Here is a 25,389-nt window from a genome sequence, read left to right on the forward strand (position 1 = left end):
CATGACGGCCGCCAACATCCAACTGCGCGACCTGGGCACACCACCCAGGAACGCAGAGCAGACTGAACTGCATCCGCACCTCAACCGCGCCCATGTGCGTTTTATCAACCTGGGCAAAACCTATGACGGCACGGTACACGCGCTGCAAGGCATCGACCTGGCGATCCAGCGCGGCGAAGTGTTCGGCATCATCGGCCGCAGCGGCGCCGGCAAGTCGTCGCTGATCCGCACCATCAACCGCCTGGAACAACCCAGCAGCGGGCGCGTGCTGATCGATCAGGTCGACATCGGCGCGTTCGACGAAGACCGCCTGGTGGCGCTGCGGCGGCGCATCGGCATGATCTTCCAGCACTTCAACCTGATGTCGGCCAAGACCGTGTGGCAGAACGTCGAGTTGCCGCTCAAAGTCGCCGGCGTCCCCAAGTTGCAGCGCGAGCAGAAAGTGCGTGAACTGCTGGAGCTGGTGGGCCTGAAGGACAAGCACAAGGCCTACCCGGCGCAACTCTCCGGCGGGCAGAAACAGCGCGTGGGCATCGCCCGTTCGCTGGTCCACGACCCAGAGATTCTGCTGTGCGACGAGGCCACCTCGGCCCTCGACCCGGAGACCACCCAATCGATCCTCGGCCTGCTGCGCGAGATCAACCAACGGCTGGGCCTGACCATCGTGTTGATCACCCATGAGATGGCGGTGATTCGCGAGATCTGCGACCGCGTGGTGGTGCTCGAACACGGGCGCATCGTCGAGCAAGGCCCTGTGTGGGAAGTATTCGGCAACCCGCGGCACGAGGTCAGCCGAACCCTGCTGGCGCCGCTGCAACACGGCCTGTCGGAAGAACTGCAAAGCCGCCTGCAACCCACGCCGGCCTCGGCTGACGCCGCGCTGGTACTGCGCTTGCAGTTCACCGGCAGCGCCACCGATGAACCCGACCTGGCCGCGCTGTTCGGCGCCCTCGGCGGGCGCGTGCGCTTGCTGCAAGGCGGCGTGGAACGGATTCAGGGGCATGCCCTGGGGCAATTGCTGCTGGCGGTGAATGGCTCGCCCCATGACCCCGACACACTGCGCAGCCGCGCCGGGCATTGGGCACAACAGGTGGAGGTGCTGGGTTATGTGGTTTGATCGTTTAGTGCAGGGCGCCATCGACACGCTGTTGATGGTCGGCGTGTCGTCGCTGATCGCGTTGCTGGTGGGGATTCCGCTGGCGGTGTTCCTGGTCACCAGCGACAAGGGCGGCATCTACCAGGCTCCGGCGCTGAACCGGGTGCTGGGGGCGTTCGTCAATCTGTTCCGCTCGATTCCGTTTCTGATCCTGATGGTGGCGCTGATCCCCTTCACCCGGCTGATCGTCGGCACCACCTACGGCGTGTGGGCGGCGGTAGTGCCGCTGACCATCGCCGCGACGCCGTTCTTTGCGCGCATCGCCGAAGTGAGCCTGCGCGAAGTCGACCACGGCTTGATCGAAGCCGCACAAGCCATGGGCTGCCGGCGCTGGCACATCATCTGGCACGTACTGTTGCCCGAAGCGCTACCGGGGATCGTCGGCGGGTTCACCATCACCCTGGTGACCATGATCAACTCCTCGGCCATGGCTGGGGCGATTGGTGCAGGTGGGTTGGGGGATATTGCCTACCGCTATGGTTATCAGCGCTTTGATACGCAGATCATGCTCACGGTGATTGTGCTGTTGGTGCTGCTGGTGGCGGTGATTCAGCTGGGCGGAGACCGCTTGGCGCGGGGGCTGAACAAGCGCTGAGCACTCGTTTGTACCTGTCAAGGTTGACAGTTGTTGGAGGGGGTTTTCGCGGGTTTAATTGGCCCGACACTGTCTGCGACGGATCAGGGAGCGAATGCCATGTCCACTGTAACCACCTGCGCCAGGTTCGCCACGCTGGTGTTGGCACTGGCCGCCGTCACGCTTGGCGATGCAGCGGCAATTCCGCTTCACGGGCAATATTCAACAACTACCGTTAACAACTCCTTCACGTTCAACAAAGGAGCGATCTTTAACTGGAGTAATAATGTGTTTACACAGAAGCTCCAATACAAATAGACACTGACTGACATGTAGTGTGAGTGGACTTCCACCCTCACCCTTACTCATCACTGTGATTAATTCACAAAGCGCGGGGGCTGAACACGCGCTGAGCACTCGTTTGGACCTGTCAAGGTCGACAGTTGTTGGAGGGGGCTTATGCAGGTTTAATCGGCTCGACACCGTCTGCGACGAATCAAGGAGCGAATACCATGTCCACTATAACCACAACCACCTGCGCCAGGTGCGCGACGCTGGTGTTGGCGCTGGCCGCCGTCACGCTTGGCGATGCAGCGGCAACTCCGCTTCACGGGCAAAATTCGACAACTACCGTTAACAATTCTCCCCGCGGCAGGCTCACACTCATCCAGCTTTCCGCTTCGAGGGAGATTCTTTATCGATCCTTTGGGCCACTCCGCTTCGTAAATCTCACTGATTAATTCAAGCGCAATCTGTTGCCCGAAGCGCTGCCGGGGATTGTCGGCGGGGGGCTCAATAAGCGCCTTCAGGCGCAGTCGACTGGACATGGGATATAGTCAGCATTTGGCCCTCGAAGCATCCCCCATGAAACTCGCCCCCGACGACCTCAACCAGATCACCGCCACCACCCTCGACCACTACAACAGCGTGGCCGAGGACTTCCGTGAAGGCACCCGCGATCACGATGTGAGCCAGAACATCGACGCGCTGCTGCGGCATATCCAGGGCGCGGCGCCGTTTACCGTGCTGGACTTCGGCTGCGGGCCGGGGCGGGATTTGCAGACCTTTACGCGCATGGGCCACATCGCCGTGGGCCTCGACGGCTCCGAGCGCTTTGCGCAGATGGCGCGCGAAGACAGCGGCTGCGAGGTGCTGCAGCAGGACTTCTTGAAGCTGGACCTACCCAACGCACGCTTCGACGGGATCTTTGCCAATGCGGTGCTGTTTCACATTCCCAAGCAGGAACTGCCGCGTGTGCTCAAGCAGCTGCATGGCGCGCTGAAACCGGGCGGGGTGTTGTTCAGTTCCAATCCACGCGGTGACAACCGCGAAGGCTGGAATGGGCCGCGATATGGGTCTTATCACGACTTGGAAGCGTGGCAATCGTTGCTGACCGCCGCCGGTTTTGTGGAACTGGAGCACTACTATCGCCCAGCCGGACTACCCCGCGAGCAGCAGCCCTGGTTGGCCAGCGTCTGGCGCAAAACCTGAATAACCGCCTGACAATACATTCCAAATGTGGGAGGGGGCTTGCTCCCGATAGCGCTGGGTCAGTCAAAGTTGCGCCAACTGAAGCACCGCTATCGGGAGCAAGCCGCCTCCCACATTTTTAACCGCGCTCTTCCTGATGTTCCGGCTTCGGTTCGCGAATCTTGTACCAGGCCACATACAGCGCCGGCAGGAACAACAGCGTCAGCAGCGTGGCAATGATGATCCCGCCGATCATCGCGTAGGCCATCGGCCCCCAGAACACTTCCCGCGCAATCGGGATCATGCCCAGGCTCGCCGCAGCCGCCGTCAGCAGGATCGGCCGGCGCCGGTGTTCGGTGGCTTGCACCACCGCATCCCACGGCGTGTAGCCGGCCAGTTCATATTCCTCGATTTGCGTCACCAGGATCACCGAGTTGCGGATGATGATGCCGATCAGCGCCAAAATGCCAAGGATCGCCACGAAGCCCATGGGCGTGCCGGTGGGGACCAGCGCCAGCACCACGCCGATCAGCCCCAGCGGCGCGACGCTGGCCACCAGGAACATCTTCTGTACGCTGTGCAGCTGGATCATCAGGAAGGTCGCCATCAAAAACAGCATCAACGGCACCACGCTGGCAATCGGGCCCTGGGCCTTGCTGCTTTCTTCCACGGTGCCGCCGGTGGCGACCTTGTAGCCCACCGGCAGGCCGGCGTTGAACGCATCGATCTCAGGCTTGAGCTGCTTGACCAGATCGGTCGGCTGCATCGCGTCGCGCACCGCCACCTTGAGGGTGATCGTCGGCTTGCGGTCGCGGCGCCACACCAGCGGCTGCTCCAGCTCATAACGCACGGTGGCGAAGGCCAGCAGCGGAATCGAGACGCCGTTGGGCGTGACGATCTGCAGGTTCTGCAAGGTTTCCGGCGTGCCGCGCTCGGCATCTTCGGCGCGGCCGACCACGTCGATCAGGTAGATATCGTCATGCACCTGAGTCACCGACGCGCCGCTGACCACGCTGTTCATCAACTGCGCCACGTCTTCGGAAGACAAGCCCAACTGCCGCGCCTTGTCCTGGGCAATCTCGATGCGCAGGACTTTGCCCGGTTCGTTCCAGTCGTAAATGATCTCGCCCAGGTGGCGGTTCTTGTCCAGCAAGGTCGCCAGTTCGATGGCGTGCTTGCGCACCTGGTCGGTGTCTTTGCCGGAAACGCGGTACTGGATCGGCCGCCCCACCGGCGGGCCCATCTCAAGCGGCTGCACAAAGCTGCCGACGCCGACGAAATCCTCACGCAGGCGTTTTTGCAGGCGCGCGATCAACTCGCCGCGCGCCTTCAGGCCCTTGCTGACGATTACCAACTGCGCGTAGTAGGGGTTTTCCAGTTGTTGGTCGAGAGGCAGGTAGAAACGGATCGCGCCCTGGCCGATGTAAGTGCTCCAGCGCTCGATATCCGGGTCGTCCTTGATGATCGCTTCGAGGCGGTCGACGGCTTTGCGGGTTTCGTTGATCGAGGCGTTTTGCGGCAGGTTGAGGTCGACGAGGATCTCCGGGCGGTCCGACGACGGGAAGAACTGGTTCTGCACAAACTGCATGGAAAACACCGACGCCGCGAACAGCGCCACGGTGATGCCGATGGCCCACCAGCGGTTGCGCATCGCCCACAGCATGCCGCCATTGAAAGCGCGGCCGATGCGCCCCGGTTCGGCACTGTGGGGTTTCACGTTGGCGCTGAGGATATGCACGCCGATCACCGGCGCAAACAGCACCGCCACCACCCACGACACCAACATCGCCACGGCAATCACCGCGAACAGGGTGAAGGTGTACTCGCCCGCCGAACTGGCGTTGAGGCCGATCGGCACAAACCCGGCCACGGTCACCAAGGTGCCGGTGAGCATCGGGAACGCGGTGGAGGTGTAGGCGTAGGTCGCCGCCTGCGCCTTGGTTTCGCCTTTTTCCAGGCGCGTGATCATCATCTCCACGGTGATCATCGCGTCGTCCACCAGCAAGCCGAGCGCGATGATCAGCGCCCCCAGGGACACGCGCTGCATGGTGATGCCGCTGTATTCCATGAACACGAACACCAACGCCAGCACCAGCGGGATCGAGCACGCCACCACCAGCCCGGCACGCAAGCCGAGGCTGATAAAGCTCACCACCAGCACGATCACCACCGCTTCGAACAGCGCGCTGGTGAAGCCGCCGACGGCCTCTTGCACCACTTCCGCCTGGTCGGAGACCTTGTAGACGCCGACGCCCACCGGCAGGTCGGCGGTCAGTTCGTCCATGCGCGTGTGCAGGGCCTCGCCGAACGACTGGATATTGCCGCCCTTCTGCATCGCGATCGCCAAACCGATCGCCGGCTTGCCGTTGAAACGGAACATTGGCGTCGCCGGGTCAACGTAGCCACGGCTGATGTCGGCGACGTCCGCCAGGCGATAGAAGCGGTCGTTGAGACGCAGGTTGACGTTGGCCAGGTCTTTTTCCGAGGCGAACTGCCCGGACGTCCGCACGGAAATGCGCTCCGGCCCGGCTTCGATCACCCCGGCCGGGGTCACTGCGTTCTGCGCCTGCAGGCTCTGCACCACCTGGCGCTGGTCGATCCCCAGGGCCGCGAGTTTGCGCGTGGAGAAATTCAGGTAAATCACTTCGTCCTGCTGGCCGATCAGCTCGACCTTGCCCAGGCCCGGCACCGCACGGATCTCGGCGCGCGCCTGCTCCACGTAGTCGCGCAGCTGGCGCATCGACAGGCCGTCGCTGGTAAAGGCGTACACCGAGCCGAACACGTCACCGAACTCATCGTTGAACGACGGCCCCTGCAAGCCCTGGGGGAAGCTGCCGCGAATATCGTCGATCTTCTTGCGCACCTGGTACCAGATCTCGGGGATCGCCTTGGCGCTGGTGGTGTCCTTGAGGTACACAAACACCGTGGACTCACCGGGCCGGGTGTAACTGTCCACGTAGTCGAGGGCGTCGAGTTCTTCGAGTTTTTTCTCGATGCGGTCGGTCACCTGTTTGAGCGTTTCTTCCTGGGTCGCGCCCGGCCAGCGGGTCTGGATCACCATGGTTTTGATGGTGAACGAAGGGTCTTCCTCGCGGCCCAGGTTCTTGTAGGAAAACACGCCCATCAGCAGCGCGACGAACATCAGGTACCAGATGAAGGACTGATGCTTGAGGGCCCATTCGGATAAGTTGAAGCTCCCTTTCATCGCGGGCTGTCCTCGTCGATCTTGACTGTTTGCCCCGGTTGCAGGCTGTTCACACCGGCGACGATGATGCGCTCACCGGGCTTGACCCCGCCGCTGAGCACAACGCTGTCGGCGTCACGACTGAGCACCGTGACTTCACGCGGCTGCACGGTCCGGCTTTGGGTGTCCAGCAGCCAGATCCGCGTTTTGCCGTCGATTTGCTGCAAGGCGCTCAACGGCAGTTCGATGCGCGGTGGGATGGCCGAGCTCAAGGTCACGCTGATCGCCGTACCCAGCAGAAAGGCCGCCGGCGTGTCGGCCAGGGTCAGGCGCGCGCGACGGGTGCGCGTGGCGCTCTGGGCCTGGGGCTCGATTTCGCGCACGGTGGCAGTGGTGTTCACGCTGGGGTCGAGTTGCCCGGCGACAAGGAACACCACATCGGGCGGCAGGCGCTCGGCGAGGCCGGCGGGCAGGTCGATCACTGCCTCCTTGATGTCCGGGCGCGCCAGGGTCACCACTTGCTGGCCCGCGCTGACCACCTGGCCGGCCTCGGCGTTCCAGGCGGTAACGATGCCGCCATGGTCGGTACGCAATCGGGCGTAGTTGAGCTGGTCCTTGGCCTGGTTGACCGAGGCCTGCGCCTGGTCGAGGCTGGCCTGGGTGGTTTTCAGGTCGGTCTGGGCCACGTCCAACTGGGCCTGGGCGCCGACGCCACGGTTGAACAACGCCTGCTGGCGACGGGCGCTGGCCTGGGCGTTGATGAACTGCGCCTGCACGCGGGCGAGGTCGCCTTGGACCGCGCGCAGTTGGTTCTGCTGATCGGTGGGGTCGAGTACGGCGAGTACCGCGCCCTTCTCCACCTCAGCGCCGACATCCACGGTGCGGTGGGCGATGCGCCCGGGCACGCGGAACCCCAGGTTGCTTTCGTAGCGCGCCTGGATGGTGCCGGCGAAACGGCCGAGGGTTTCCTGGTCTTCGGCTTTCACTTCCATGGACAACACCGGGCGCACGGGCTCGGGTGGCGGGTCGTTCTTGGAGCAGGCCAGCAGCAACAGGCTGGCGGCGAGCAGGCCGGTCAGGCGCATCATGGTTGCACTCCTTGGGCCTGGGCCGAGTCGGGCGGCTGGGCGATTTCGACGCGCATGCCGGGGTGCAGCAATTGCCCGCCGGCCACCACGACTTTTTCACCGCCCTGCAGACCGTCACTGATGATCACCTTGCCGGTGAGGTAACGCGCCACACTGACCTTGCGCAGCTGCGCCAGGCCGTCGCCATCCACCAGCCACACGGCGGGGTCGCTGAGGTCTTTGGTCAGCGCCGACCATGGCAGCTCGATGCTGGGCTTGGCCGGACCGTTGGCGGTAGCGCTGACCACCGAGCCCAGATGCATGCCCGCGGGCAGGGCCTCCAGAGCGATTTTGACTTGCACCGTGCCGGTATTGGCAGCGACGGCCGGGGTAACTTCGCGGACGTGGCCCTGGACCTTGATATTGGGGTTATCCAACAGGCTCACCGTGATCGGCGCATCGGCCGGCGGCTCCACCAGCAACGACTCGTACACATCGAATACCGCGTCGCGCTCGCCCTCGCGGGCCAGGCTGAAGATCGGCACGGTGGCCTGCACCACCTGGCCCACTTCAGCCTGGCGCGCAGTAATCACTCCGGGGGCCTCGGCGAACAGCGCGGTGTAGCCCAGTTGCTCGCGGGCATTGGCCAGTTGCGCCTGGGCGGCGGCCAGGGCGCTTTGGCTGCTGCGCAACGCGGCCTGGGCGGTGTCGTATTCGCTGCGGCTGGTGTAGCCCTTGGGCAGGAGTTTTTCCTGGCGCACGAACGCGGCGGCGGTCTGCTTGACCCGCGCCTGCTCGGCCACGACCTGGGCCTGGGCGGAGTCGACACTGCTCTGCAAGTCCTTGGGGTCGAGCTTGGCCAGCACTTGCTTGGCGCTGACATGGTCGCCCACATCGACCATGCGCTGAATGATCTTGCCCCCCACGCGAAAGGACAGATCGGTTTGCACCCGCGCCTGGATATCGCCGGTCAGCGTGACGGCCACTGCGTAGTCAGTCGGCTGCACGGTCTGCACGAACACCCGCGCATGCTGCTTGGGCTCGGCTTTTTCCTGGCCGCAGCCGCTCAGCAGCGCCAACAGGCCAAGTGCGAAAATAACTGTCGAAGGGTGACCGCCCATGCAGGCTCCTTTACGTGATGCCAACTTGCCGGAGTGTAGGCGACTACGACCTTTTAGCAGGGTTCCATGTGCATGGATGGCGCCCAACGCCAATGGTTCCGAAGCCAAACGAATGCCCACGCTCAAGACGCCGGGTAGCCCGGCCTTTATTGGCATAAACCGTCCATTTTTGATACCGAAATATCACATTGATATCGCCCAACAGGATAACCGCCGGATTCGCGGGGTTGGCCAATGACGGCTATGGTTGTGGGGTCTGTGATTCGAGGGAATGAACAATGAACGAAGCGAAACCGATTGATCCGCAGGAGCTGGTGAAATGGTTGGTGGCATTGCGCAGGGCGATCAACGCCCGAGTGCGGTGAAACGCTGAAAATCCACTGTGAGATAAAAATCAAATGTGGGAGGGGGCTTGCCCCCGATAGCGGTATGACAGTCACCGATGCATTGACTGAACCACTGCTATCGGGGGCAAGCCCCCTCCCACAATTTTGAGCGCATTCCAAATTCCAACCATAAAAAAACGCCGACGCTGTGCAAGCCGTCGGCGTTTAAACCTTGAAAGGTTTTACCGCTCGATCAGAACGCCGGCACGACTGCGCCGTTGTACTTCTTCTCGATGAACGCTTTGACTTCCGGGCTGGTCAGGGCCTTGGCCAGTTTCTGGATAGCAGCGCTGTCCTTGTTGTCCGGGCGCGCCACCAGGAAGTTCACATACGGCGATTTGGCGTCTTCGATGATCAACGCGTCCCTGGCCGGGTTGAGGCCAGCTTCCAGGGCGTAGTTGGTGTTGATCATGTCCAGGTCAACCTGGTCCAGCACACGTGGCAACAGGGCTGATTCCAGCTCTTTGAACTTCAGGTTTTTCGGGTTGCTGGCAATGTCTTTTGGCGTCGCCAGCGCATTGGTCGGGTCTTTCAGGGTGATCACACCGGCCTTCTGCAGCAGCAACAGGGCACGGCCGCTGTTGGAGCCTTCGTTCGGAATGGCCACGGTGGCGCCATCTTTGAGCTCAGAAATGTTTTTGATTTTCTTCGAGTAACCGCCGAAGGGTTCAACGTGTACGCCCACTACGGTGACCAGGTTGGTGCCCTTACCTTTGTTGAAGTTTTCCAGGTACGGCAGGGTCTGGAAGTAGTTGGCGTCCAGACGCTTCTCGGCCACCTGCACGTTGGGCTGTACGTAGTCGGTGAAGACTTTGATTTCCAGATCCACGCCTTCTTTGGCGAGGGTCGGCTTGACCAGCTCGAGGATCTCGGCGTGCGGGACCGGGGTAGCGGCCACTATCAGCTTTTCGTTGGCCTGGGCGAAGCCCGCAGTCAGGGCAGCCGCCAGTGCGGTAAACAACAGAACCTTTTTCATGAGTGTCCTTATCGACATTCCGGGGCGTCTCTGACGACCGTATTGGTGTGGAGTGCCAGCGAAGTGCTATCGCGGCGTGAGAGTGACAATACCTAGATTTTTTATTCCCGAACAATACCTTTTATTCAGGTTGATATTCCATTTTGCTCATGTAGGAATTTGCGCAAGGTTTCCCGTTCGGCCGCATTGGCGCTTTCGAATATCCGCTGCACCTGCTCCAGCGGCGAACCGGCGGTCGGCAGGTTCAAATGCTCCGGCAAGATTTCGTCACCGCTGCTGACCAGCAAGGCAAAGTGGATGACGTTCTCCAGCTCGCGGGTATTGCCCGGCCAGCTGTGGTGTTCCAGCACGCGCTGGGCCGCGTCGCTGATCAGCGGCACCGGCAGGTCCAGGCGCTGGCTGTAGATGCCAAGAAAGTATTCGGCCAGGGACAGGATATCGCCGACCCGCTCGCGCAAGGCCGGCAGGTCCAACCGGCCTTCGCTGAGGTAGTGGAACAGGCGCTCATTGAACTTGCCTGCGGCCACGGCCTGGGCCAGGTCGATGCTGGTCGCCGCCACCAGGCGCACGTCCACCGGGCTTGGTTGCTGCGCGCCGACGCGGGTGACTTCGTGGTTTTCCAGGGCGGCGAGCAATTTGACCTGGATCGGCAACGGCAAGTCGCCGATCTCATCCAGGTACAAGGTGCCGCCGTTGGCCGAGCCGAACCAGCCGGCCCGGCTGCTCGCCGCGCCACTGTGGGCGCCGGCCGCGTAGCCGAACAGCTCGGCATCGGCATAGGTCGGGCTGATCGCGCCGCAATTGACCGAGACAAACAGCCCGGCGCGGTCGCTGCCCCGATGGATATGCCGCGCCAGCAACTCCTTGCCGCTGCCGGTCTCGCCACGGATCAACACCGGCACGGCGCGGGGCGCGAGGTGTTCCAGCGCTTCGCGCAGTTGCCGCGAACGCGGGTCGACGAACACCAGTGCCTTGGCGCGGATGCTCAGCGGGCTTTTTTCGGCGTCGGGGAAGGTCAGCAGCGGCTGACCGAAGGTTTCATGCAGACTCATGGCAGGCTCCCGCCCCCAATCCGCTCAGGGACGGGGCGTTGAAAAAGGTTCAGGCCGTGCGCCGGGCGTGATGCTCCAGGCGGCTTTGCAGGCGATAGAGATACGCGAAACCCTGCTCCCAGCGCTGGTGGCCGGACTTCACATTGATATGCCCCGCGCCGGACAAAATGCCGGCTTCAGCACCCCAGTCGCGCGCCAGCTCCATGGCCCTGGGGGCGCTGACGGCACTGTCGTTGTCGGAGCTGACCACCTGGCTGGGAAACGGCAGCAGGTCGCGTGGAATCGGCGCGAAGTTACGCAGCGCGGGGGCACAGGCCGGGCGTTCGACATCCGCCGGCGCCACCAGCAACGCCCCGCGCACCTGCCGCAAAAACTGCAGCGGTGCAGTGGCAGCCCAGTGGGCCACGGTGATGCAGCCCAGGCTATGGGCGATCAGAATCACTGGCGTGCTGTCGGCGGCGATCGCCTCGGCCAGCGCGGCCACCCAGTCTTCGCGACGCGGCGTCAGCCAATCGGCCTGCTCCACCCGGGCGCTGTTGGGCAGGCTGTTCTGCCAATGCGTTTGCCAATGATCTTCTGGCGATCCTTGCCAGCCCGGCACGATCAGGTAACGAATCGATTCGCTGTGCATGGGTGTGCCCTCCTGCAGCGTTTAACGTTGCTGGACAGTATAGGGACGGGGTTTATATTCGTTAAGGAATAAGAAGCTATTTATTAATAACTAAAAAATCAAACTATGGGAGGGGCGGTGTATCAACTAGCGCATTCATCAATTGATCCACCGTCATCGGGGGCAAGCCCCCTCCCACATTTAACAGCCGGGCTTGCCCGCGATCGCGAGAGCCCAGGCCACACATCTATCAGCGCCCGCGATCGCGACGCAGTAGTTTTTTCACGCGCATGACCAGCGCCTTGTCTTCAAACGGCTTGAGTAAATAATCATCCTCATGCAATTCCAAGTCGCGCAGACGGTCTTCGATCCCACCCGGGCTGGTCAGAAACAATACCGGCGTCTCGCCTTTGTGCCGAATCGCCTGCTGCAACTTCCAGGCATTCTGCCCGGGCAGCATCACGTCCAGAATCACCAGGTCGTACTCGTTGCCCTCGACAAGCCGCTGGGCGGCCATGCCGTTGGCCGCGACTTCCACGGAATAACCGGCCTCGTTCAAACCCTGGGCCATCCGCTGTGCTTCTTCGGATTCATGTTCCACTAACAGCACGCGCATAACACACCTCGATTGATCAGACCTGCAGGCTAACACCCTCAGGTGTGCGCCGCCTCACGCAGGCGCTGTGCATCGAGGATTTCGATCTCGCCATAGCCCAGGCGCACGATGCCCTGGGCTTGCAGATCCTTGAGCAAGGCGTTGGTGGTCTGGCGCGACAGGCTCAACATCGCCGCCAGGTCTTCCTGGGGTAACTGCAGGCGGCGTTTTGAGGGCTCGATGTCGCCGTACCCTTCAATGATCATCAACAAACGATGGGCCAGCCGCACCGAGGCGGGCATCAGGCTGAGCTGTTCGAGGCCGATGAAACTCAGGCGCAACTTTTGGCTCATCAGCAAGGCCAAGTCGCGCCAGTACTGCGGGGTTTCATCGAGAATGTCGAGCAATGCCTGCTGGGGCACCTGCAACAGCCTGCACGGCCCCACCGCACAGGCGTCGTGGGTGCGCGGCAGGCCGTCGAACAGGCAGATTTCACCGAACCAGTAGGGCGACTCCACCAGGCTGAGCAGCGCTTCCTTGCCCTGCTCGTTCACCGCGCTGATCCGCAAACTGCCGTCGAGCACCGCATACAAGCCGCAGGGCGGGTCACCACGCTTGAACAGGTATTGCCCCGCCGTCAGCAGCCGCAGCCGCGCGTGGGCCAGCAGACTATGCTGAAAAGCGCCGGGCAAGTGGCTGAACCAGTGCCCGGCAGCCAGCCGGGGTCGCCATTGCTCTGCGTTCATGAGAACTCCGAAGATTGTCGCCCAGCTGACAGTTAGGCGAAGGCTGACAGGGCATGATCAAACATCCTACAGGAGGAATAACAATGAAAAGCCTCGTCGACCACCTCAGTCAATACGCCGCCTACCACCGCGACCCGCGCAATATCGCCAGCCACTTTATCGGCATCCCGCTGATCGTGGTCGCCGTCGCCGCGTTGCTTTCACGCCCGGAGTGGCCGGTGGCCGGGCTCTGGCTGTCGCCGGCACTGATCGTCGCGCTGCTTGCGGCGTGGTTCTACCTGCGCCTGGAACTCGCGCTGGGCGTGCTGATGAGCGTGTTGATGGGCTTGTCGGTGTGGGCCGGGCATGTACTGGCGGCGCAAAGCACGCCGGTCTGGCTGAGCGGCGGTATCGGTATGTTCGTGGTGGGTTGGGTGATTCAGTTTGTCGGGCATTACTACGAAGGCAAGAAGCCGGCGTTTGTGGATGATGTGTCGGGGCTGATCGTCGGGCCGTTGTTTGTGGTGGCGGAGTTGGCGTTTTTGCTGGGGTTGCGGCATGAGCTCAAAGAGCAGATTGAACGCCGCTCCGGGCCAGTCGCTCGCCGCGATCTAAAGCCGAGAGAAGTTTGAATGTGGGAGGGGGCTTGCCCCCGATAGCGGTGGGTCAGTCAATATCTTCAGTGACTGATCCACTGCTATCGGGGGCAAGCCCCCTCCCACATTTGTTATTGCAGTGTGTTCAGGCTTTTTGCCAGACCTTGGGTTTGAAGAACAAGGTCTCGCCTCGTGCCAGGCCGATCAGGCTGTCGTGGTCTTTCACCACTTCGGCTTCGATCAGTTCGCTCTGGCCTTCGACTTTCAAGGTCACCCGCGTGGTCGCCCCCAGCGGCCGGATATCGCGCACTTCGGCGGCATGGTGGTCTTCCAGTTCATGGCGCGACAGCGACACTTCGTGGGGGCGGAACAGCACGTGTTGGTCGCCCCCCAGGTGCAGGCGGTTGGAGTCGCCGAGGAAGTGGTAGACGAAATCGCTGGCTGGGTTTTCGTAGACATCGCCCGGTGAGCCGATCTGCTCGATCACGCCCTTGTTCATCACCACGATACGGTCGGCGACTTCCATCGCCTCTTCCTGGTCGTGGGTCACGAACACCGAGGTCAGGTTGATGTCTTCGTGCAAGCGCGCCAGCCAGCGGCGCAGCTCTTTGCGCACCTTAGCGTCGAGGGCGCCGAAGGGTTCGTCGAGCAGCAGCACTTTGGGCTCCACCGCCAGGGCGCGGGCCAGGGCGATGCGCTGGCGTTGGCCACCGGAGAGTTGTTCCGGGTAGCGGTCGGACAGCCAGTCCAGTTGCACCATGCTCAACAGTTCGTGGACTTTGACCGCGATCTGGCTTTCGTTCGGGCGCTGGTTTTTTGGCTTCATGCGCAGACCGAACGCGACGTTATCGAACACGGTCATGTGGCGGAACAGCGCGTAGTGCTGGAACACAAACCCGACGTTGCGATCACGCACGTCGTGGCCGGAGACGTCTTCACCGTGGAACACGATGCTGCCGGTATCCGGGGTTTCGAGACCGGCGATGATGCGCAGCAAGGTGGTCTTGCCGCAGCCGGAGGGCCCCAGCAACGCCACCAGCTCGCCACTCTGGATGTCCAGGTTGATGCTGTTCAGGGCCTTGAAGGCGTTGAAGTTCTTGCTGACATTACGGACTTCGATGGACATGGATTATTCCTCAGCCGCAGCTGCGCGCAGGCGGTTGATACGGTTCTCGCTCCACTGCTTGAGCAGCAGGATGAAGAGCGCCAGGATCAGCAACAGACTCGCCACCGCAAACGCGGCGACGTGGTTGTATTCGTTGTAGAGAATCTCGACGTGCAGCGGCAAGGTGTTGGTCACGCCGCGAATGTGGCCGGACACCACCGACACCGCGCCGAACTCACCCATCGCCCGCGCGGTACACAGCACCACGCCGTAGATCAGGCCCCATTTGATATTCGGCACGGTGACATGCCAGAACATCTGCCAGCCATTGGCGCCAAGCAGCCGCGCGGCTTCTTCTTCCTGGGTGCCTTGTTCCTGCATCAGCGGGATCAGCTCCCGGGCCACGAACGGCACGGTGACGAAGATGGTCGCCAGCACGATGCCCGGCAAGGCGAACACGATCTGGATGTCATGCGCCTGCAGCCACGGGCCAAAGAAGCCCTGGGCGCCGAACATCAGCACATAGACCAGGCCCGCGATCACCGGCGACACCGAGAACGGCAGGTCGATCAGCGTCACCAGGATGCTCTTGCCACGGAACGAGTACTTGCTCACGCACCATGCGGCGCTGACGCCGAACACCACGTTGAGCGGCACCGAGATCAGCACGGCGACCACCGTGAGCTTGAGCGCCGACAGCGCATCGGGCTCGAGGATCGCGGTGAAGAACGCGCCGAGGCCATTCTTCAAGCCCTGGGACACCACGATAAACAGCGGCAGCACCAGGAACAGGAAGAACACCAGCCAGCCCAGGCTGATCAGGATGCGCCGCGACAACGCACTGCCACGCCGGGCAGCGTTGGCCGAGGACGCGGCGGAGATAGACGATTGGGACATGTTCCGCGCCTCCTTATGGGTGTTCGATGCGCCGCTGCAGCAAATTGATCAGCAGCAGCAACACGAAGGAAACCACCAGCATCAGCACACCGATGGAGGTGGCGCCGTGGTAGTCGTACTGGTCGAGCTTGACCATGATCAGCAGCGGCAGGATCTCGGTCTTCATCGGCATGTTGCCGGCGATGAAGACCACCGAACCGTACTCACCGACGCCACGGGCAAACGCCAGGGCGAAGCCGGTCAGCCAGGCAGGCAGCAACGCGGGCACGAGGATGTAGCGGAACACCTGCAACGGCTTGGCGCCCAGGCAGGCGGCGGCTTCTTCGATTTCCCGGGGATATCGGCGAGGACCGGCTGCACCGTGCGGACCACGAACGGCAACGTGACGAAGGTCAGCGCCAGGGTGATGCCCAAGGGGCTGTAGGCGATCTTGAAGCCCAGGTCGGCAGCGAACTGGCCGACCAGGCCGGTCGGTGTGTACAGCGCGGTCAGCGCGATACCGGCGACGGCCGTGGGCAGGGCGAACGGCAGGTCGATCATCGCATCGATGATCTTGCGCCCGGGGAAGGTGTAGCGCACCAGCACCCAGGCCAGCAGCGTGCCGATCAGGCCATTGATCAGCGCGGCGTACAGCGCGGTGCTGAAGCTCAACTTCAATGCCGCCAGCACACGCGGTGCGGTGATGATGTTCCAGAACTGATCCCAGGTAAGTTGAGCGGCGTGTACAAACATCGCCGCGAGGGGGATGAGTACGATCAGGCTGAGGTACACCACGGTGTAGCCCAGCGTCAGCCCGAAGCCGGGTATGACGGGGGAAATACGACGCGACATAAAAGTCCTTGGTTAGCAGGTCTGACACACAAAACCCGCAGGTGAATGCGTGCTCTGTAGGAGCGGGCTTGCCCGCGAAAAACGTCAACGATAACGCGCACATTCTGGGTGCATGCGGTGCCTGGACCTTCTTCGCGAGCAAGCTCGCTCCTACAGAGGGCGGTGTTTTTATTGCGCCGAGTAGATCTGGTCGAACACGCCACCGTCGTTAAAGAATTTCGGCTGCGCAGTTTTCCAGCCGCCGAAGTCTTTGTCGATAGTCACCAAATCCAGCTTCGGGAACTGCTGGGCGTATTTGGCGGCGATTTTCTCATCGCGTGGGCGGTAGAAGTTCTTCGCCGCAATCTCCTGGCCAGCCGGGCTGTACAGGTGCTTGAGGTACTCGGTAGCGATCTCGGTGTTGCCCTTTTTCTCGGCGTTCTTGTCGACCACGGCCACAGGCGGCTCGGCGAGGATCGACAGGGACGGTACGACGATGTCGAACTTGTCGGCGCCGCCGTTTTCTTTCAATGCCAGGAACGCCTCGTTTTCCCAGGCCAGCAACACGTCACCCTGACCGTTGTTGACGAAGGTGATGGTCGAACCGCGCGCCCCGGTGTCGAGGACCGGTACGTGCTTGAACAGCTCTTTGACGTATTCCTGCGCCTTGGCTTCGCTGCCACCGGCTTTCAGGCCATAGGCCCAGGCGGCGAGGAAGTTCCAGCGCGCACCGCCGGAGGTTTTCGGGTTCGGGGTGATGACCGACACGTCTTTCTTGATCAGGTCGCCCCAGTCCTTGATGCCTTTGGGGTTGCCCTTGCGCACCAGGAACACGATGGTCGAGGTGTACGGGGTGCTCGCATCCGGCAGGCGGGTCTGCCAGTTTTCCGGCAGGGTCTTGCCCAACTTGGCGATTTCGTCGATATCACCGGCCAGGGCCAGGGTCACGACGTCGGCACGCAGGCCGTCGATCACCGCACGGCCCTGTTTGCCCGAGCCGCCGTGGGATTGCTGGATCTTGACGCTGTCGCCGGGGTGGGACTGTTTCCAGTAGCTGGTGAACTCAGCGTTGTAGTCCTGGTACAGCTCACGGGTCGGGTCATACGAGACGTTGAGCAACTCGTAGTCCTTGGCAACGGCAGACCCGGCAAACACGGCGCTGGCCAAGGCAGCCAGGGCGTAACGGCGAATCGACGACATAGAAAGCTCCTGAAATTCCGGGGTGTTGGCTGACGACTGTAGGAGCGAGCTTGCTCGCGAAAAACGTCAACGATAACGCTGCACATCAGGTGCAACGCGTTGCCTTCAAGCTTTTCGCGAGCCAGCTCGCGCCTACAGGGGCATTTCTTATAGTGATGGGTCTATCGCCGCTCTTGCTCAGGCCGGTTTGTTACCCGGGTTCTGCAGGCGGAATTTTTCTTTGCGTTCGATCTGTACTACTTGAGCGTTGTGTACAGTGATTTCCACCGCGCCAAAGCGCAGATCGCGCAACGCGCTCTGGATCTCACGCAAAATGGCTGCTTCGTCCTGGCCGTCGACGCTACGTAGAGATGCGCTCATGGTCTCGCTCCTGAAATGAAGAGTGCCGCGCAGTGGCGGCACTGCTTGCGGCGTGAGGGCGATAGTAGATAAGCGCGGATATTCTTAAAAATACTATTTAAGAATGTTTATATAACCAGAAAGAATTTTCTGGCCGGACGTGGGGTTACGACGGCGTTTTGTGGCCAAGTGCCAAAATCGAGCCTGGCGAATATCCAATTGTGGGAGGGGCTTGCTCCCTCCCACACTTGACTGCATTTCAACTCGGGATGGCGGGGGCTCGGTCCCAATCGATCTCACACGCCGGCATCGGGCGGCCAAACCAATAGCCCTGGCCCATGTCGCAGTTTTGCTCCAGCAGGAACCGCGCCTGCTCCACCTGTTCGATCCCCTCGGCGTGTACCTGCATGCCCATGCTTTTCGCCAGGGCGATCACCACGCGCACGATGGCGGCGTCGTCTTCATCCCACGGCACCCCGGCGACAAAGCCCTGGTCGATCTTGAGCTTCTGCACCGGCAGGCGCTTGAGGCGCAGCAGCGACGAATAGCCGGTGCCAAAGTCGTCAATGGCCAGGCGCAGGCCCAGCTCGCGCAGGCGGTGCAGTTGTTCCAGGGCCACTTCGGGGTCTTCCATCACCGCGCTTTCGGTGACTTCCAGCTCCAGGTAAGCCGGGTCCAGGCCAGTGTCGTGCAGCACCTTGGCGACTTGCTCATACAACTCGCGTCGCGCAAACAAGCGACTGGACACGTTGATCGCGATAAACCTCAACGGCACGCCGTCCTCCAGCCACTGGCACATCTGGGCGCAAGCCTCGTGCATGACCCAGGCGTCGATATCGGCAATCAACCCGGTGCGTTCGGCGATGGGGATGAACTCGACCGGCGGCACCAGGCCACGCTCCGGGTGTTGCCAGCGCACCAGGGCTTCGACGCCGATCAGGCGGCTGGTGTGCAGGTCGTGAACCGGCTGGTAGTAGACACGCAGCTCCTGCTGGTCGAGGGCGCGGCGCAGTTCGCCGGCAATTTCCACGCGGTTCTGCGCGTGGGCAGTCAACTCTTCGGTGTACAACGCGTAGCCTTCACGGCCGACGCTCTTGGCCTTGAACAACGCGGAATCGGCGTTACGCAACAACTGCTGGGCACTCAGCGCGTCGCTGGGAAACAGACTGATGCCAACGCTCGCACTGATAAACAATTGGTGGCCGTCGAAATTGAACGGGAGTTTCATCGCATCGAGCATGCGTTGCGCGAGCGCGGCGGCCTGCACCACCTGTGGACAGTTTTCCGCCAACACCGCGAATTCGTCCCCGCCCAGCCGCGCCAGCGTCACGCCGGTGCCGAACTGGCTTCTCAGGCGTTCACCGACCAATTTGAGCAACTGGTCGCCGACGTTATGGCCCAGGCTGTCGTTGATGATCTTGAAGTGGTCCAGGTCGAGCAGCAGCAACGCACAACCGCGTTTATGCACTTGCGCCGAAGCCAGGGCCTGTTCGGCGCGGTCGGTGAACAGCAGGCGGTTGGGCAGGTCGGTCAGCGGGTCGTGGTGCGCGAGGTGCGCCAGTTCGTGCTCGGAATCCTTGATGGCGCTGATATCGGAAAACACCGCGACGTAATGGCTGACATGGCCGAGGTCGTCGTGAATCACCCGGATGGTTTGCCACTGTGGATAAATCTCGCCGCTTTTGCGCCGGTTCCAGATTTCCCCGCTCCACTCGCCGGTTTGCTCCAGGGCCAGGAACATCTGCTGGTAAAAACTCGACGAATGGCGGCCTGACTTGAACAAGCTGGGTTGCTCGCCCATGACATCTTCGCGCCGATAGCCGGTGATCGCCATAAAGGCCCGGTTCACATGGACGATCTGCCCCTTGGCATCGGTGACCAGCACCCCTTCACGGGTGCAATCGAACACGGCAGCGGCCTGGCGCAGGCGCTCACGACTCTCTTTGAGCGGTTGCTGCAATTCGTTGACGCGCGCAAAGCGCGCGCAAATCAGGTAAATCACCAGGGCGCTGAGGGCCACCCACACATAGCCGCGCAGCTGCAGCCACTGATCTAACTCAACCGGGTCATCAAGGAACTTGATCAATACCCGGTGAGTAAGCACAACCCACAGCAGCGAAACCAGCAGATATACCAACCCCGCGCGCCGGGCACCTCGGTATGAGAACAACATATGGCCAGTAATCCTTACTAAAAAGCTAGATTCGCCCTACAAAGGTTACGGATTATAGAATAAGAAACATCCCGTCACTCCTATCTGAAAGGTCGGCTGGTTTTCTCTGTGAGCTTAGTGATAATGCGTGAGCTGTTTTTTTCTTTATCTGAGGGCCATACAGCCTATGTGGTACAACGGTTTTCTTGACCTGTCAGCCTGGCAACTGGTGGCAGTCACCCTGTTGATGACCCACGTGACCATTATTGGGGTCACCGTCTATCTGCACCGCTATTCAGCCCATCGCTCCCTGGAGCTCAATGCCGGCCTGAAACACTTCTTCCGCTTCTGGCTGTGGCTGACCACGGCGCAGAACACCCGCGAGTGGACCGCCATCCACCGTAAGCATCACGCCAAATGCGAAACCGTCGACGACCCGCACAGCCCCGTCATTAAAGGCCTGTCTACCGTATTGCGCAAAGGTGCCGAGCTCTATCGCGCCGAAGCGGAAAACCCCGAGACCCTGCGCATCTACGGCAAGAACTGCCCGGACGACTGGATCGAACGCAAACTCTACACGCCCTACCCGCTCTTGGGTGTGGCAATCATGGGTGTGATCGACCTTCTGCTGTTCGGCACCATCGGCATCACCATCTGGGCGATCCAGATGATGTGGATTCCATTCTGGGCCGCCGGTGTGATCAACGGCCTCGGCCACGCCGTGGGCTATCGCAACTTCGAATGCCGGGACGCGGCGACCAACCTGGTGCCGTGGGGCATCATCGTGGGCGGCGAAGAGCTGCACAACAACCACCACACCTACCCCAACTCCGCCAAACTGTCGGTGAAGAAATGGGAGTTCGACCTCGGCTGGGCGTGGATCAAGCTGTTCAGCTTGCTGCGCCTGGCCAAGGTGCAGCGCGTCGCGCCGATTGCCCACCGTGTCGAAGGCAAGGGCCACCTGGACATGGACACCGCCATGGCGATCCTCAACAACCGTTTCCAGATCATGGCCCAGTACCGCAAGCTGGTGATCGGCCCGCTGGTCAAGCAGGAACTGGAGAAGGTCGATCACTCGGTGCGCCACCAGTTCCACCGTGCCAAGCGCCTGCTGTCGCGGGAAACCAGCCTGCTGGATGACCGCCACCACCTGCGTATCCAGAGCATGCTGGAACACAGCCAGGCCCTGAAAGTGATCTACGAAAAGCGTCTGGCCCTGCAGCAGATCTGGCTCAAGACCAGCTCCAACGGCCACGATATGCTGGCCGCGATCAAGGAGTGGGTGCATGAGGCCGAGGCCAGCGGCATCCAGTCCCTGCGCGATTTTGCCCACCAATTGAAGACCTACTCGTTGCGCCCTGCAACGGTGTGAACACGCGGAGGGGAAGGCTTGCCTTCCCCTTTGATCGCTTTTTTGACGCCATTCTCCAGACACCCATAAATCCGTCACAATCGCCCCCAATGACGGAACTTAGACGCAATTCGCCCCTCTCAAACAACACTTCGCCATCATGGTGGCCCCTTGTTGTGACCGCTGCTGAACCCTGCGGCGCGCCCAGAGAGAGTTGTGCCGATGGTCCAAGAAAAAACGCACCTGCCCGCTCCCCCCACCGCTGAACCCCCACGCCCCGCAGCCGCAGCAACCTTGCTGGCGTTGATGCACGCCCAGGGCGAGGTCGAGCGGCTGAGTGAACGTGAGCAATTACTCAGTTCCCTGCTGGTCAGCGTGAATGCGGTGCTATGGGCCATCGACTGGGCGTCGCGGCGCGTGCTGTATGTGAGCCCGGCGTATGAGCGGGTGTTTGGCCGTTCCGCCGGCATGCTGCTGGCCGACCACCGGGAATGGCGCAACAGCATTCACCCCGAAGACCTCGACTACGCCGAACACAGCCTGGCCCGCGTACTCGAACAAGGCGCCGTGGAAGACCGCGAGTACCGCATCATCACGGCCGGCGGGCAGATTCGCTGGCTCAGCGACAAGTGCTACATCAACCAGCAGGCCGAACCGGGCGAACCGTTGATCGTGGTCGGCATGGCCGAGGACATCACCGACAAGAAACAGTTGGAGCTGGAACTGCACCGCCTGGCCACCACCGACGTGCTGACCCAGAGCAGCAACCGCCGACACTTTTTCGAATGCGCCAACCAGGCCTTCGACAGCGCCCGCGCCCAGGCTGCGCCGCTGGCATTCCTGCTGCTGGACATCGATGACTTCAAGGACGTCAACGACACCTACGGCCACTTGGAGGGCGATCAGGTGTTGCGGCGCATTGCCGAGAGCGGTCGTGGCGTACTGCGCCGTGGCGACCTGTTCGGGCGCATTGGCGGCGAAGAGTTCGCCGCCGTGCTGCCCGGTTGCGCGCCGGAGATGGCGCAGCAGGTCGCTGAGCGGCTTGGCAAGGAAATCCAGGCGTTGAGCTTCAGCTATGAAGGCCACGCGTTCACCGTGACGGTCAGCCAGGGCCTGGCCAGCCTCAACGAGCAAGACTCGACCCTGGACAGCCTGTTCGCCCGCGCGGATGGCGCCATGTACGAGGCCAAGCGCCTGGGCAAAAACCGCGTGGTTGCTGGCTAGAGAATCAACACAGATCACAGTGGAAGGGGACTTGCCCCCTCCCACATGTGAATTTCATAGCCCTTTAGGCCTTGCGCAACCTCATCAGCTCCGACAGCCCCACTTTCAGCAAGCGCGCGGTCTTGCTCCTGACCAGCGCTTCCAGCCCTTCATGCTCGGTCAACCGCGCCATCTGCGCCGCCAGGTTCATCACCAGCGCCTCCCGCGAATACACCCCGCCTTCCAGGGAGTAGATCGCCGCGATCAACTGGCGCAGTTCCAGCGGCAAGCGCCAACGCGTGCGCAACGCCGAACCGTAGGCGGCACCCAAAGCGTGCAGCGACTCGCCAATCGCTGCGTCATCCAGCGCCCCGCCACCCTGGCGCCAGTCTTCCAGGCAGCGCAACAACGCCAGGTCGCCGAGCCGATGCAGGATGCCCGCGCTGTAACAGCGCTCGTGGTCCAGCTCCAGCATGCGCGCCAGACGGCGTGCGTAGTCGGCGGTGTCCTGGGACAACTGCCAGTGACGCTCGGCATACGCCACCAGGCCTGGATCACCCAATACCACGTTGTGCTTGAGCGCCAGGCCGAGTATCAGGTTCATGCTTTGCCCGGCCTGCAGCTTGTGCAACGCCGCCGACAGGGTCTGCACCGGCGTGCCGTGATGGCCGGCGCTGTTGGCGGCGGCGATCAGCACGGCGGTGATCTGCGGGTCCATACACACGCGGTCTTCCAGGCACTTGAGGTCCAGGCCCTCCGGCCCGAGGCTGTCTTGCACGGCGGCCTTCACATCGACCCACAGCGGCGCGCCATCGCAGGCGTCGCGGCGGCGCTCGAGGAACACCGGCAAGGTCATGCCCGGCGCCAGTCGCGGCACTTCGCAGTACACGCTTTCGCCTTCGTTGAGCAGCAGGTCTTGCAGGCGCTGGGTCAGGCCGTCCATGTTCAGCGGTTTGGTCAGATACGCCGTGGGCGCCAAGGGCAAGGCCTCACGCACGCTGGCGCTGTCATTGCGACTGCTCAAGAGGATGAACGGCAACGCGGGCGAGCGACGCTGCTGACGCACATTGCGCAACAGGCTCAGGCCATCGATGCCCGGCAGTTCCCAATCCGCCACGATCAGGTCGTAGGCTTTGTCGCGCAGCAGCGTAGCCGCTTGCCGGCCATCGCCACACATATCCAGCCGTGCGTCGCAACGCACATTCAACAACACCTGCTTGAGCAGGTCCCGCGACCAAGGGTCTGCCTCAGCAATCAACACCCGGGGTACAGCGGGTAAATCCACAGCACTCATCCTGCACGCTCCATCTGCAATGCCTGCACCTTAGACAATGCGGCGGCCTACGTACAATGAACAACCACTGAATGTGCTGCATCAGGTAAAAAAAAACCCGCCGAAGCGGGTTTTTTCTATCGATCGGTTCAGCCCGGGCTTACAGCTCGGAGAAGCACTCTTCGATGATTGCCAAGCCTTTGTCCAGTTGCTCGTCCGGCGCGGTCAGCGGCACCAGGATGCGCAACACGTTGCCGTAAGGGCCGCAGGACAGCAGGATCAAGCCTTTCTCACGCGCCTTGGCCACTACGGCGGCAACGGCAGCAGCGTTTGGCTTGTGGGTGTCGCCACCTTCGAACAGCTCGATCGCGATCATCGCGCCCAGGGCACGCACATCGCCGATCACCGGGTACTTGGCCTGGATGGCCTTGAGGCCGGAGACCAGACGCTCGCCGACGGCTTTGCAGCGATCCAGCAGGTGCTCTTCTTCGAACACTTCCAGCACGGCCAGGGCCGCGGCGCAAGCGATCGGGCTACCGGCGTAGGTGCCGCCGAGGCCGCCTGGCGCGATGGCGTCCATGTATTCGGCCTTGCCGCACACACCGGCCAACGGGAAACCGCCGGCGATGGATTTGGCGAAGGTGGTCAGGTCGGCAGTCACGCCCATCTGTTCCATGGCGAAGAACGTACCGGTACGGCCGGCACCGGTTTGCACTTCGTCGGCGATCAGCAGGATGCCGTGCTTGTCGCACAGTTCGCGCAGGCGCTTCATGAAAGGTTTAGGCGCGACGTAGAAACCGCCTTCGCCCTGCACCGGCTCGATGATGATGGCAGCGATATCACGCGGCTCGGCATCGTTCTTGAAGATGCGTTCGATGCTGGCGATGGAGTCGTCGACGCTCACGCCATGCAGTTCGTTCGGGTACAGCGCGCGGAAGATGCCGCCTGGCATCAGGCCCATGCCGGCCGAGTAAGGCACGACTTTACCGGTGAGGCCCAGGGTCATCATGGTGCGACCGTGGTACGCGCCGGTGAACGCGATGATGCCGGCACGGCCAGTGGCAGCGCGGGCGATTTTCACGGCGTTCTCAACCGCTTCGGAACCGGTGGTGACCAGCAGGGTTTTCTTGGCGAAATCACCTGGGACCTTGGCGTTGATTTTTTCGCACAGTTCCACGTAAGGCTCGTAGGCCAGTACCTGGAAGCAGGTGTGGGTCAGCTTGTTCAGTTGCTCGGTCACGGCCGCGATGATTTTCGGGTGTACGTGGCCGGTGTTCAGCACGGCGATACCGCCGGCGAAGTCGATGAACTCGCGACCTTCAACGTCGGTCACGGTGGCGTTCTTCGCGGACTCGGCGAAGATCGGGTGAATCTGGCCAACACCGCGTGGTACAGCGGCTTCGCGGCGTTTCATCAGGGAAGCGTTGGTCTTGCTCATAAAGTCCTCATTCGCCACTCATCGGGTGGCGTTGTTCAAGGAATACGTGGCGGGGGGCAACTACGGCAGCATGCGATGATCGACTGACACAGCGTTCCCGGCCACTACG

22 protein-coding genes and 1 pseudogene are annotated in these 25,389 nt (G+C 62.0%); 7 read left to right on the top strand and 16 right to left on the bottom strand.

Going from position 1 to position 25,389, the window contains the following annotated elements; translation table 11 throughout:
• The first annotated feature begins 1 nt into the window (after position 1).
• The 4 genes from C5F70_RS23440 to C5F70_RS23455 all read left to right on the top strand — a co-directional run bounded on the left by C5F70_RS23440 (position 2) and on the right by C5F70_RS23455 (position 3,221).
• Positions 2–1,117, top strand: coding sequence for a methionine ABC transporter ATP-binding protein (locus tag C5F70_RS23440; protein ID WP_017848595.1), 1,116 nt, complete (start codon positions 2–4; stop codon positions 1,115–1,117).
• Positions 1,107–1,751, top strand: a complete 645-nt coding sequence (locus C5F70_RS23445; protein WP_010214125.1) for a methionine ABC transporter permease — start codon at positions 1,107–1,109, stop codon at positions 1,749–1,751. The genes C5F70_RS23440 and C5F70_RS23445 overlap by 11 nt, the downstream gene beginning before the upstream one ends.
• Positions 1,752–1,850: 99 nt before the next feature.
• Complete coding sequence (locus C5F70_RS23450) at positions 1,851–2,048, top strand: hypothetical protein (RefSeq protein WP_104904130.1); 198 nt, start codon at positions 1,851–1,853, stop codon at positions 2,046–2,048.
• Between the two features lie 546 nt (positions 2,049–2,594).
• Positions 2,595–3,221: a bifunctional 2-polyprenyl-6-hydroxyphenol methylase/3-demethylubiquinol 3-O-methyltransferase UbiG gene (locus C5F70_RS23455; protein ID WP_046385066.1), complete on the top strand. Its 627-nt coding sequence runs from the start codon at positions 2,595–2,597 to the stop codon at positions 3,219–3,221.
• A 118-nt stretch (positions 3,222–3,339) separates the two neighbouring features.
• On the opposite strand, the gene C5F70_RS23460 is transcribed toward C5F70_RS23455, so the two are convergent.
• From C5F70_RS23460 to C5F70_RS23495, 8 genes are all read right to left on the bottom strand, one after another.
• The gene (locus C5F70_RS23460; protein WP_102617778.1) at positions 3,340–6,405 is read right to left on the bottom strand and encodes an efflux RND transporter permease subunit; all 3,066 of its coding nucleotides are present in this window, start codon (positions 6,403–6,405) and stop codon (positions 3,340–3,342) included.
• Positions 6,402–7,472 carry an efflux RND transporter periplasmic adaptor subunit gene (locus C5F70_RS23465; protein WP_104904131.1) on the bottom strand — a complete coding sequence of 357 codons (1,071 nt, stop codon included), beginning with the start codon at positions 7,470–7,472 and terminating at the stop codon, positions 6,402–6,404. The genes C5F70_RS23460 and C5F70_RS23465 overlap by 4 nt, the downstream gene beginning before the upstream one ends.
• Positions 7,469–8,572 carry an efflux RND transporter periplasmic adaptor subunit gene (locus C5F70_RS23470; RefSeq protein WP_104904132.1) on the bottom strand — a complete coding sequence of 368 codons (1,104 nt, stop codon included), beginning with the start codon at positions 8,570–8,572 and terminating at the stop codon, positions 7,469–7,471. The genes C5F70_RS23465 and C5F70_RS23470 overlap by 4 nt, the downstream gene beginning before the upstream one ends.
• A 579-nt stretch (positions 8,573–9,151) precedes the next feature.
• On the bottom strand, positions 9,152–9,934 hold the full coding sequence (locus tag C5F70_RS23475) for a MetQ/NlpA family ABC transporter substrate-binding protein (protein WP_017848601.1): 783 nt from the start codon (positions 9,932–9,934) through the stop codon (positions 9,152–9,154).
• A gap of 125 nt (positions 9,935–10,059) precedes the next feature.
• Positions 10,060–10,986: a sigma 54-interacting transcriptional regulator gene (locus C5F70_RS23480; protein ID WP_104904133.1), complete on the bottom strand. Its 927-nt coding sequence runs from the start codon at positions 10,984–10,986 to the stop codon at positions 10,060–10,062.
• 49 nt (positions 10,987–11,035) lie between these two features.
• Positions 11,036–11,617: an alpha/beta hydrolase gene (locus C5F70_RS23485; RefSeq protein ID WP_017848603.1), complete on the bottom strand. Its 582-nt coding sequence runs from the start codon at positions 11,615–11,617 to the stop codon at positions 11,036–11,038.
• Positions 11,618–11,846: 229 nt separating this feature from the next.
• Positions 11,847–12,212 (bottom strand): response regulator, encoded by a 366-nt coding sequence (locus C5F70_RS23490; protein WP_017848604.1) that lies wholly within the window; start codon positions 12,210–12,212, stop codon positions 11,847–11,849.
• 38 nt (positions 12,213–12,250) lie between these two features.
• Entirely contained in the window at positions 12,251–12,937 is a 687-nt protein-coding gene (locus C5F70_RS23495; protein WP_017848605.1) for a Crp/Fnr family transcriptional regulator, read from the bottom strand.
• 83 nt (positions 12,938–13,020) lie between these two features.
• Between C5F70_RS23495 and C5F70_RS23500 the strand changes: the two genes are divergently transcribed.
• Entirely contained in the window at positions 13,021–13,548 is a 528-nt protein-coding gene (locus C5F70_RS23500; RefSeq protein WP_104904134.1) for a DUF962 domain-containing protein, read from the top strand.
• A gap of 109 nt (positions 13,549–13,657) precedes the next feature.
• Here C5F70_RS23500 and C5F70_RS23505 read toward each other — a convergent pair whose 3' ends face one another.
• From C5F70_RS23505 to dibA, 6 genes and pseudogenes are all read right to left on the bottom strand, one after another.
• Positions 13,658–14,638, bottom strand: coding sequence for a sulfate/molybdate ABC transporter ATP-binding protein (locus C5F70_RS23505; protein WP_104904135.1), 981 nt, complete (start codon positions 14,636–14,638; stop codon positions 13,658–13,660).
• 3 nt (positions 14,639–14,641) lie between these two features.
• Positions 14,642–15,514, bottom strand: coding sequence for a sulfate ABC transporter permease subunit CysW (cysW, locus tag C5F70_RS23510; protein WP_017848608.1), 873 nt, complete (start codon positions 15,512–15,514; stop codon positions 14,642–14,644).
• Between the two features lie 13 nt (positions 15,515–15,527).
• Positions 15,528–16,345 (bottom strand): annotated as a pseudogene (cysT, locus tag C5F70_RS23515) (sulfate ABC transporter permease subunit CysT).
• Positions 16,346–16,513: 168 nt separating this feature from the next.
• Positions 16,514–17,524 carry a sulfate ABC transporter substrate-binding protein gene (locus C5F70_RS23520; protein ID WP_104904136.1) on the bottom strand — a complete coding sequence of 337 codons (1,011 nt, stop codon included), beginning with the start codon at positions 17,522–17,524 and terminating at the stop codon, positions 16,514–16,516.
• A 177-nt stretch (positions 17,525–17,701) separates the two neighbouring features.
• Positions 17,702–17,884, bottom strand: a complete 183-nt coding sequence (gene oscA, locus C5F70_RS23530; protein ID WP_010565387.1) for a sulfur starvation response protein OscA — start codon at positions 17,882–17,884, stop codon at positions 17,702–17,704.
• A 238-nt stretch (positions 17,885–18,122) separates the two neighbouring features.
• Positions 18,123–20,036 carry a phosphodiesterase DibA gene (gene dibA, locus C5F70_RS23535; protein ID WP_102617784.1) on the bottom strand — a complete coding sequence of 638 codons (1,914 nt, stop codon included), beginning with the start codon at positions 20,034–20,036 and terminating at the stop codon, positions 18,123–18,125.
• 166 nt (positions 20,037–20,202) lie between these two features.
• Here dibA and desA point away from each other — a divergent pair, with 166 nt between their 5' ends.
• Entirely contained in the window at positions 20,203–21,387 is a 1,185-nt protein-coding gene (gene desA, locus C5F70_RS23540) for a delta-9 fatty acid desaturase DesA (RefSeq protein WP_046385075.1), read from the top strand.
• A 201-nt stretch (positions 21,388–21,588) separates the two neighbouring features.
• Positions 21,589–22,590 carry a sensor domain-containing diguanylate cyclase gene (locus C5F70_RS23545; RefSeq protein WP_046488792.1) on the top strand — a complete coding sequence of 334 codons (1,002 nt, stop codon included), beginning with the start codon at positions 21,589–21,591 and terminating at the stop codon, positions 22,588–22,590.
• 64 nt (positions 22,591–22,654) lie between these two features.
• Here the strand turns inward: C5F70_RS23545 and C5F70_RS23550 are convergent, their stop codons facing one another.
• On the bottom strand, positions 22,655–23,863 hold the full coding sequence (locus C5F70_RS23550; protein WP_104904138.1) for an HDOD domain-containing protein: 1,209 nt from the start codon (positions 23,861–23,863) through the stop codon (positions 22,655–22,657).
• A 139-nt stretch (positions 23,864–24,002) separates the two neighbouring features.
• Positions 24,003–25,280 carry a 4-aminobutyrate--2-oxoglutarate transaminase gene (gene gabT / locus C5F70_RS23555; protein WP_017848615.1) on the bottom strand — a complete coding sequence of 426 codons (1,278 nt, stop codon included), beginning with the start codon at positions 25,278–25,280 and terminating at the stop codon, positions 24,003–24,005.
• Between the last annotated feature and the right edge of the window lie 109 nt (positions 25,281–25,389).

This window comes from Pseudomonas sp. LH1G9 (assembly GCF_002949975.1).
Lineage (GTDB): Bacteria > Pseudomonadota > Gammaproteobacteria > Pseudomonadales > Pseudomonadaceae > Aquipseudomonas > Aquipseudomonas veronii.

Coding starts and splice junctions, on each gene's coding strand:
- C5F70_RS23465 (WP_104904131.1), bottom strand. CDS start 7,472: ATGATGCGCCTGACCGGCCTGCTCGCCGCCAGCCTGTTGCTGCTGGCC.
- C5F70_RS23460 (WP_102617778.1), bottom strand. CDS start 6,405: ATGAAAGGGAGCTTCAACTTATCCGAATGGGCCCTCAAGCATCAGTCC.
- C5F70_RS23500 (WP_104904134.1), top strand. CDS start 13,021: ATGAAAAGCCTCGTCGACCACCTCAGTCAATACGCCGCCTACCACCGC.
- C5F70_RS23520 (WP_104904136.1), bottom strand. CDS start 17,524: ATGTCGTCGATTCGCCGTTACGCCCTGGCTGCCTTGGCCAGCGCCGTG.
- desA (WP_046385075.1), top strand. CDS start 20,203: ATGTGGTACAACGGTTTTCTTGACCTGTCAGCCTGGCAACTGGTGGCA.
- C5F70_RS23480 (WP_104904133.1), bottom strand. CDS start 10,986: ATGAGTCTGCATGAAACCTTCGGTCAGCCGCTGCTGACCTTCCCCGAC.
- C5F70_RS23445 (WP_010214125.1), top strand. CDS start 1,107: ATGTGGTTTGATCGTTTAGTGCAGGGCGCCATCGACACGCTGTTGATG.
- C5F70_RS23450 (WP_104904130.1), top strand. CDS start 1,851: ATGTCCACTGTAACCACCTGCGCCAGGTTCGCCACGCTGGTGTTGGCA.
- C5F70_RS23505 (WP_104904135.1), bottom strand. CDS start 14,638: ATGTCCATCGAAGTCCGTAATGTCAGCAAGAACTTCAACGCCTTCAAG.
- cysW (WP_017848608.1), bottom strand. CDS start 15,514: ATGTCCCAATCGTCTATCTCCGCCGCGTCCTCGGCCAACGCTGCCCGG.
- gabT (WP_017848615.1), bottom strand. CDS start 25,280: ATGAGCAAGACCAACGCTTCCCTGATGAAACGCCGCGAAGCCGCTGTA.
- dibA (WP_102617784.1), bottom strand. CDS start 20,036: ATGTTGTTCTCATACCGAGGTGCCCGGCGCGCGGGGTTGGTATATCTG.
- C5F70_RS23545 (WP_046488792.1), top strand. CDS start 21,589: ATGGTCCAAGAAAAAACGCACCTGCCCGCTCCCCCCACCGCTGAACCC.
- C5F70_RS23475 (WP_017848601.1), bottom strand. CDS start 9,934: ATGAAAAAGGTTCTGTTGTTTACCGCACTGGCGGCTGCCCTGACTGCG.
- C5F70_RS23485 (WP_017848603.1), bottom strand. CDS start 11,617: ATGCACAGCGAATCGATTCGTTACCTGATCGTGCCGGGCTGGCAAGGA.
- C5F70_RS23495 (WP_017848605.1), bottom strand. CDS start 12,937: ATGAACGCAGAGCAATGGCGACCCCGGCTGGCTGCCGGGCACTGGTTC.
- C5F70_RS23455 (WP_046385066.1), top strand. CDS start 2,595: ATGAAACTCGCCCCCGACGACCTCAACCAGATCACCGCCACCACCCTC.
- C5F70_RS23470 (WP_104904132.1), bottom strand. CDS start 8,572: ATGGGCGGTCACCCTTCGACAGTTATTTTCGCACTTGGCCTGTTGGCG.
- C5F70_RS23440 (WP_017848595.1), top strand. CDS start 2: ATGACGGCCGCCAACATCCAACTGCGCGACCTGGGCACACCACCCAGG.
- oscA (WP_010565387.1), bottom strand. CDS start 17,884: ATGAGCGCATCTCTACGTAGCGTCGACGGCCAGGACGAAGCAGCCATT.
- C5F70_RS23490 (WP_017848604.1), bottom strand. CDS start 12,212: ATGCGCGTGCTGTTAGTGGAACATGAATCCGAAGAAGCACAGCGGATG.
- C5F70_RS23550 (WP_104904138.1), bottom strand. CDS start 23,863: ATGAGTGCTGTGGATTTACCCGCTGTACCCCGGGTGTTGATTGCTGAG.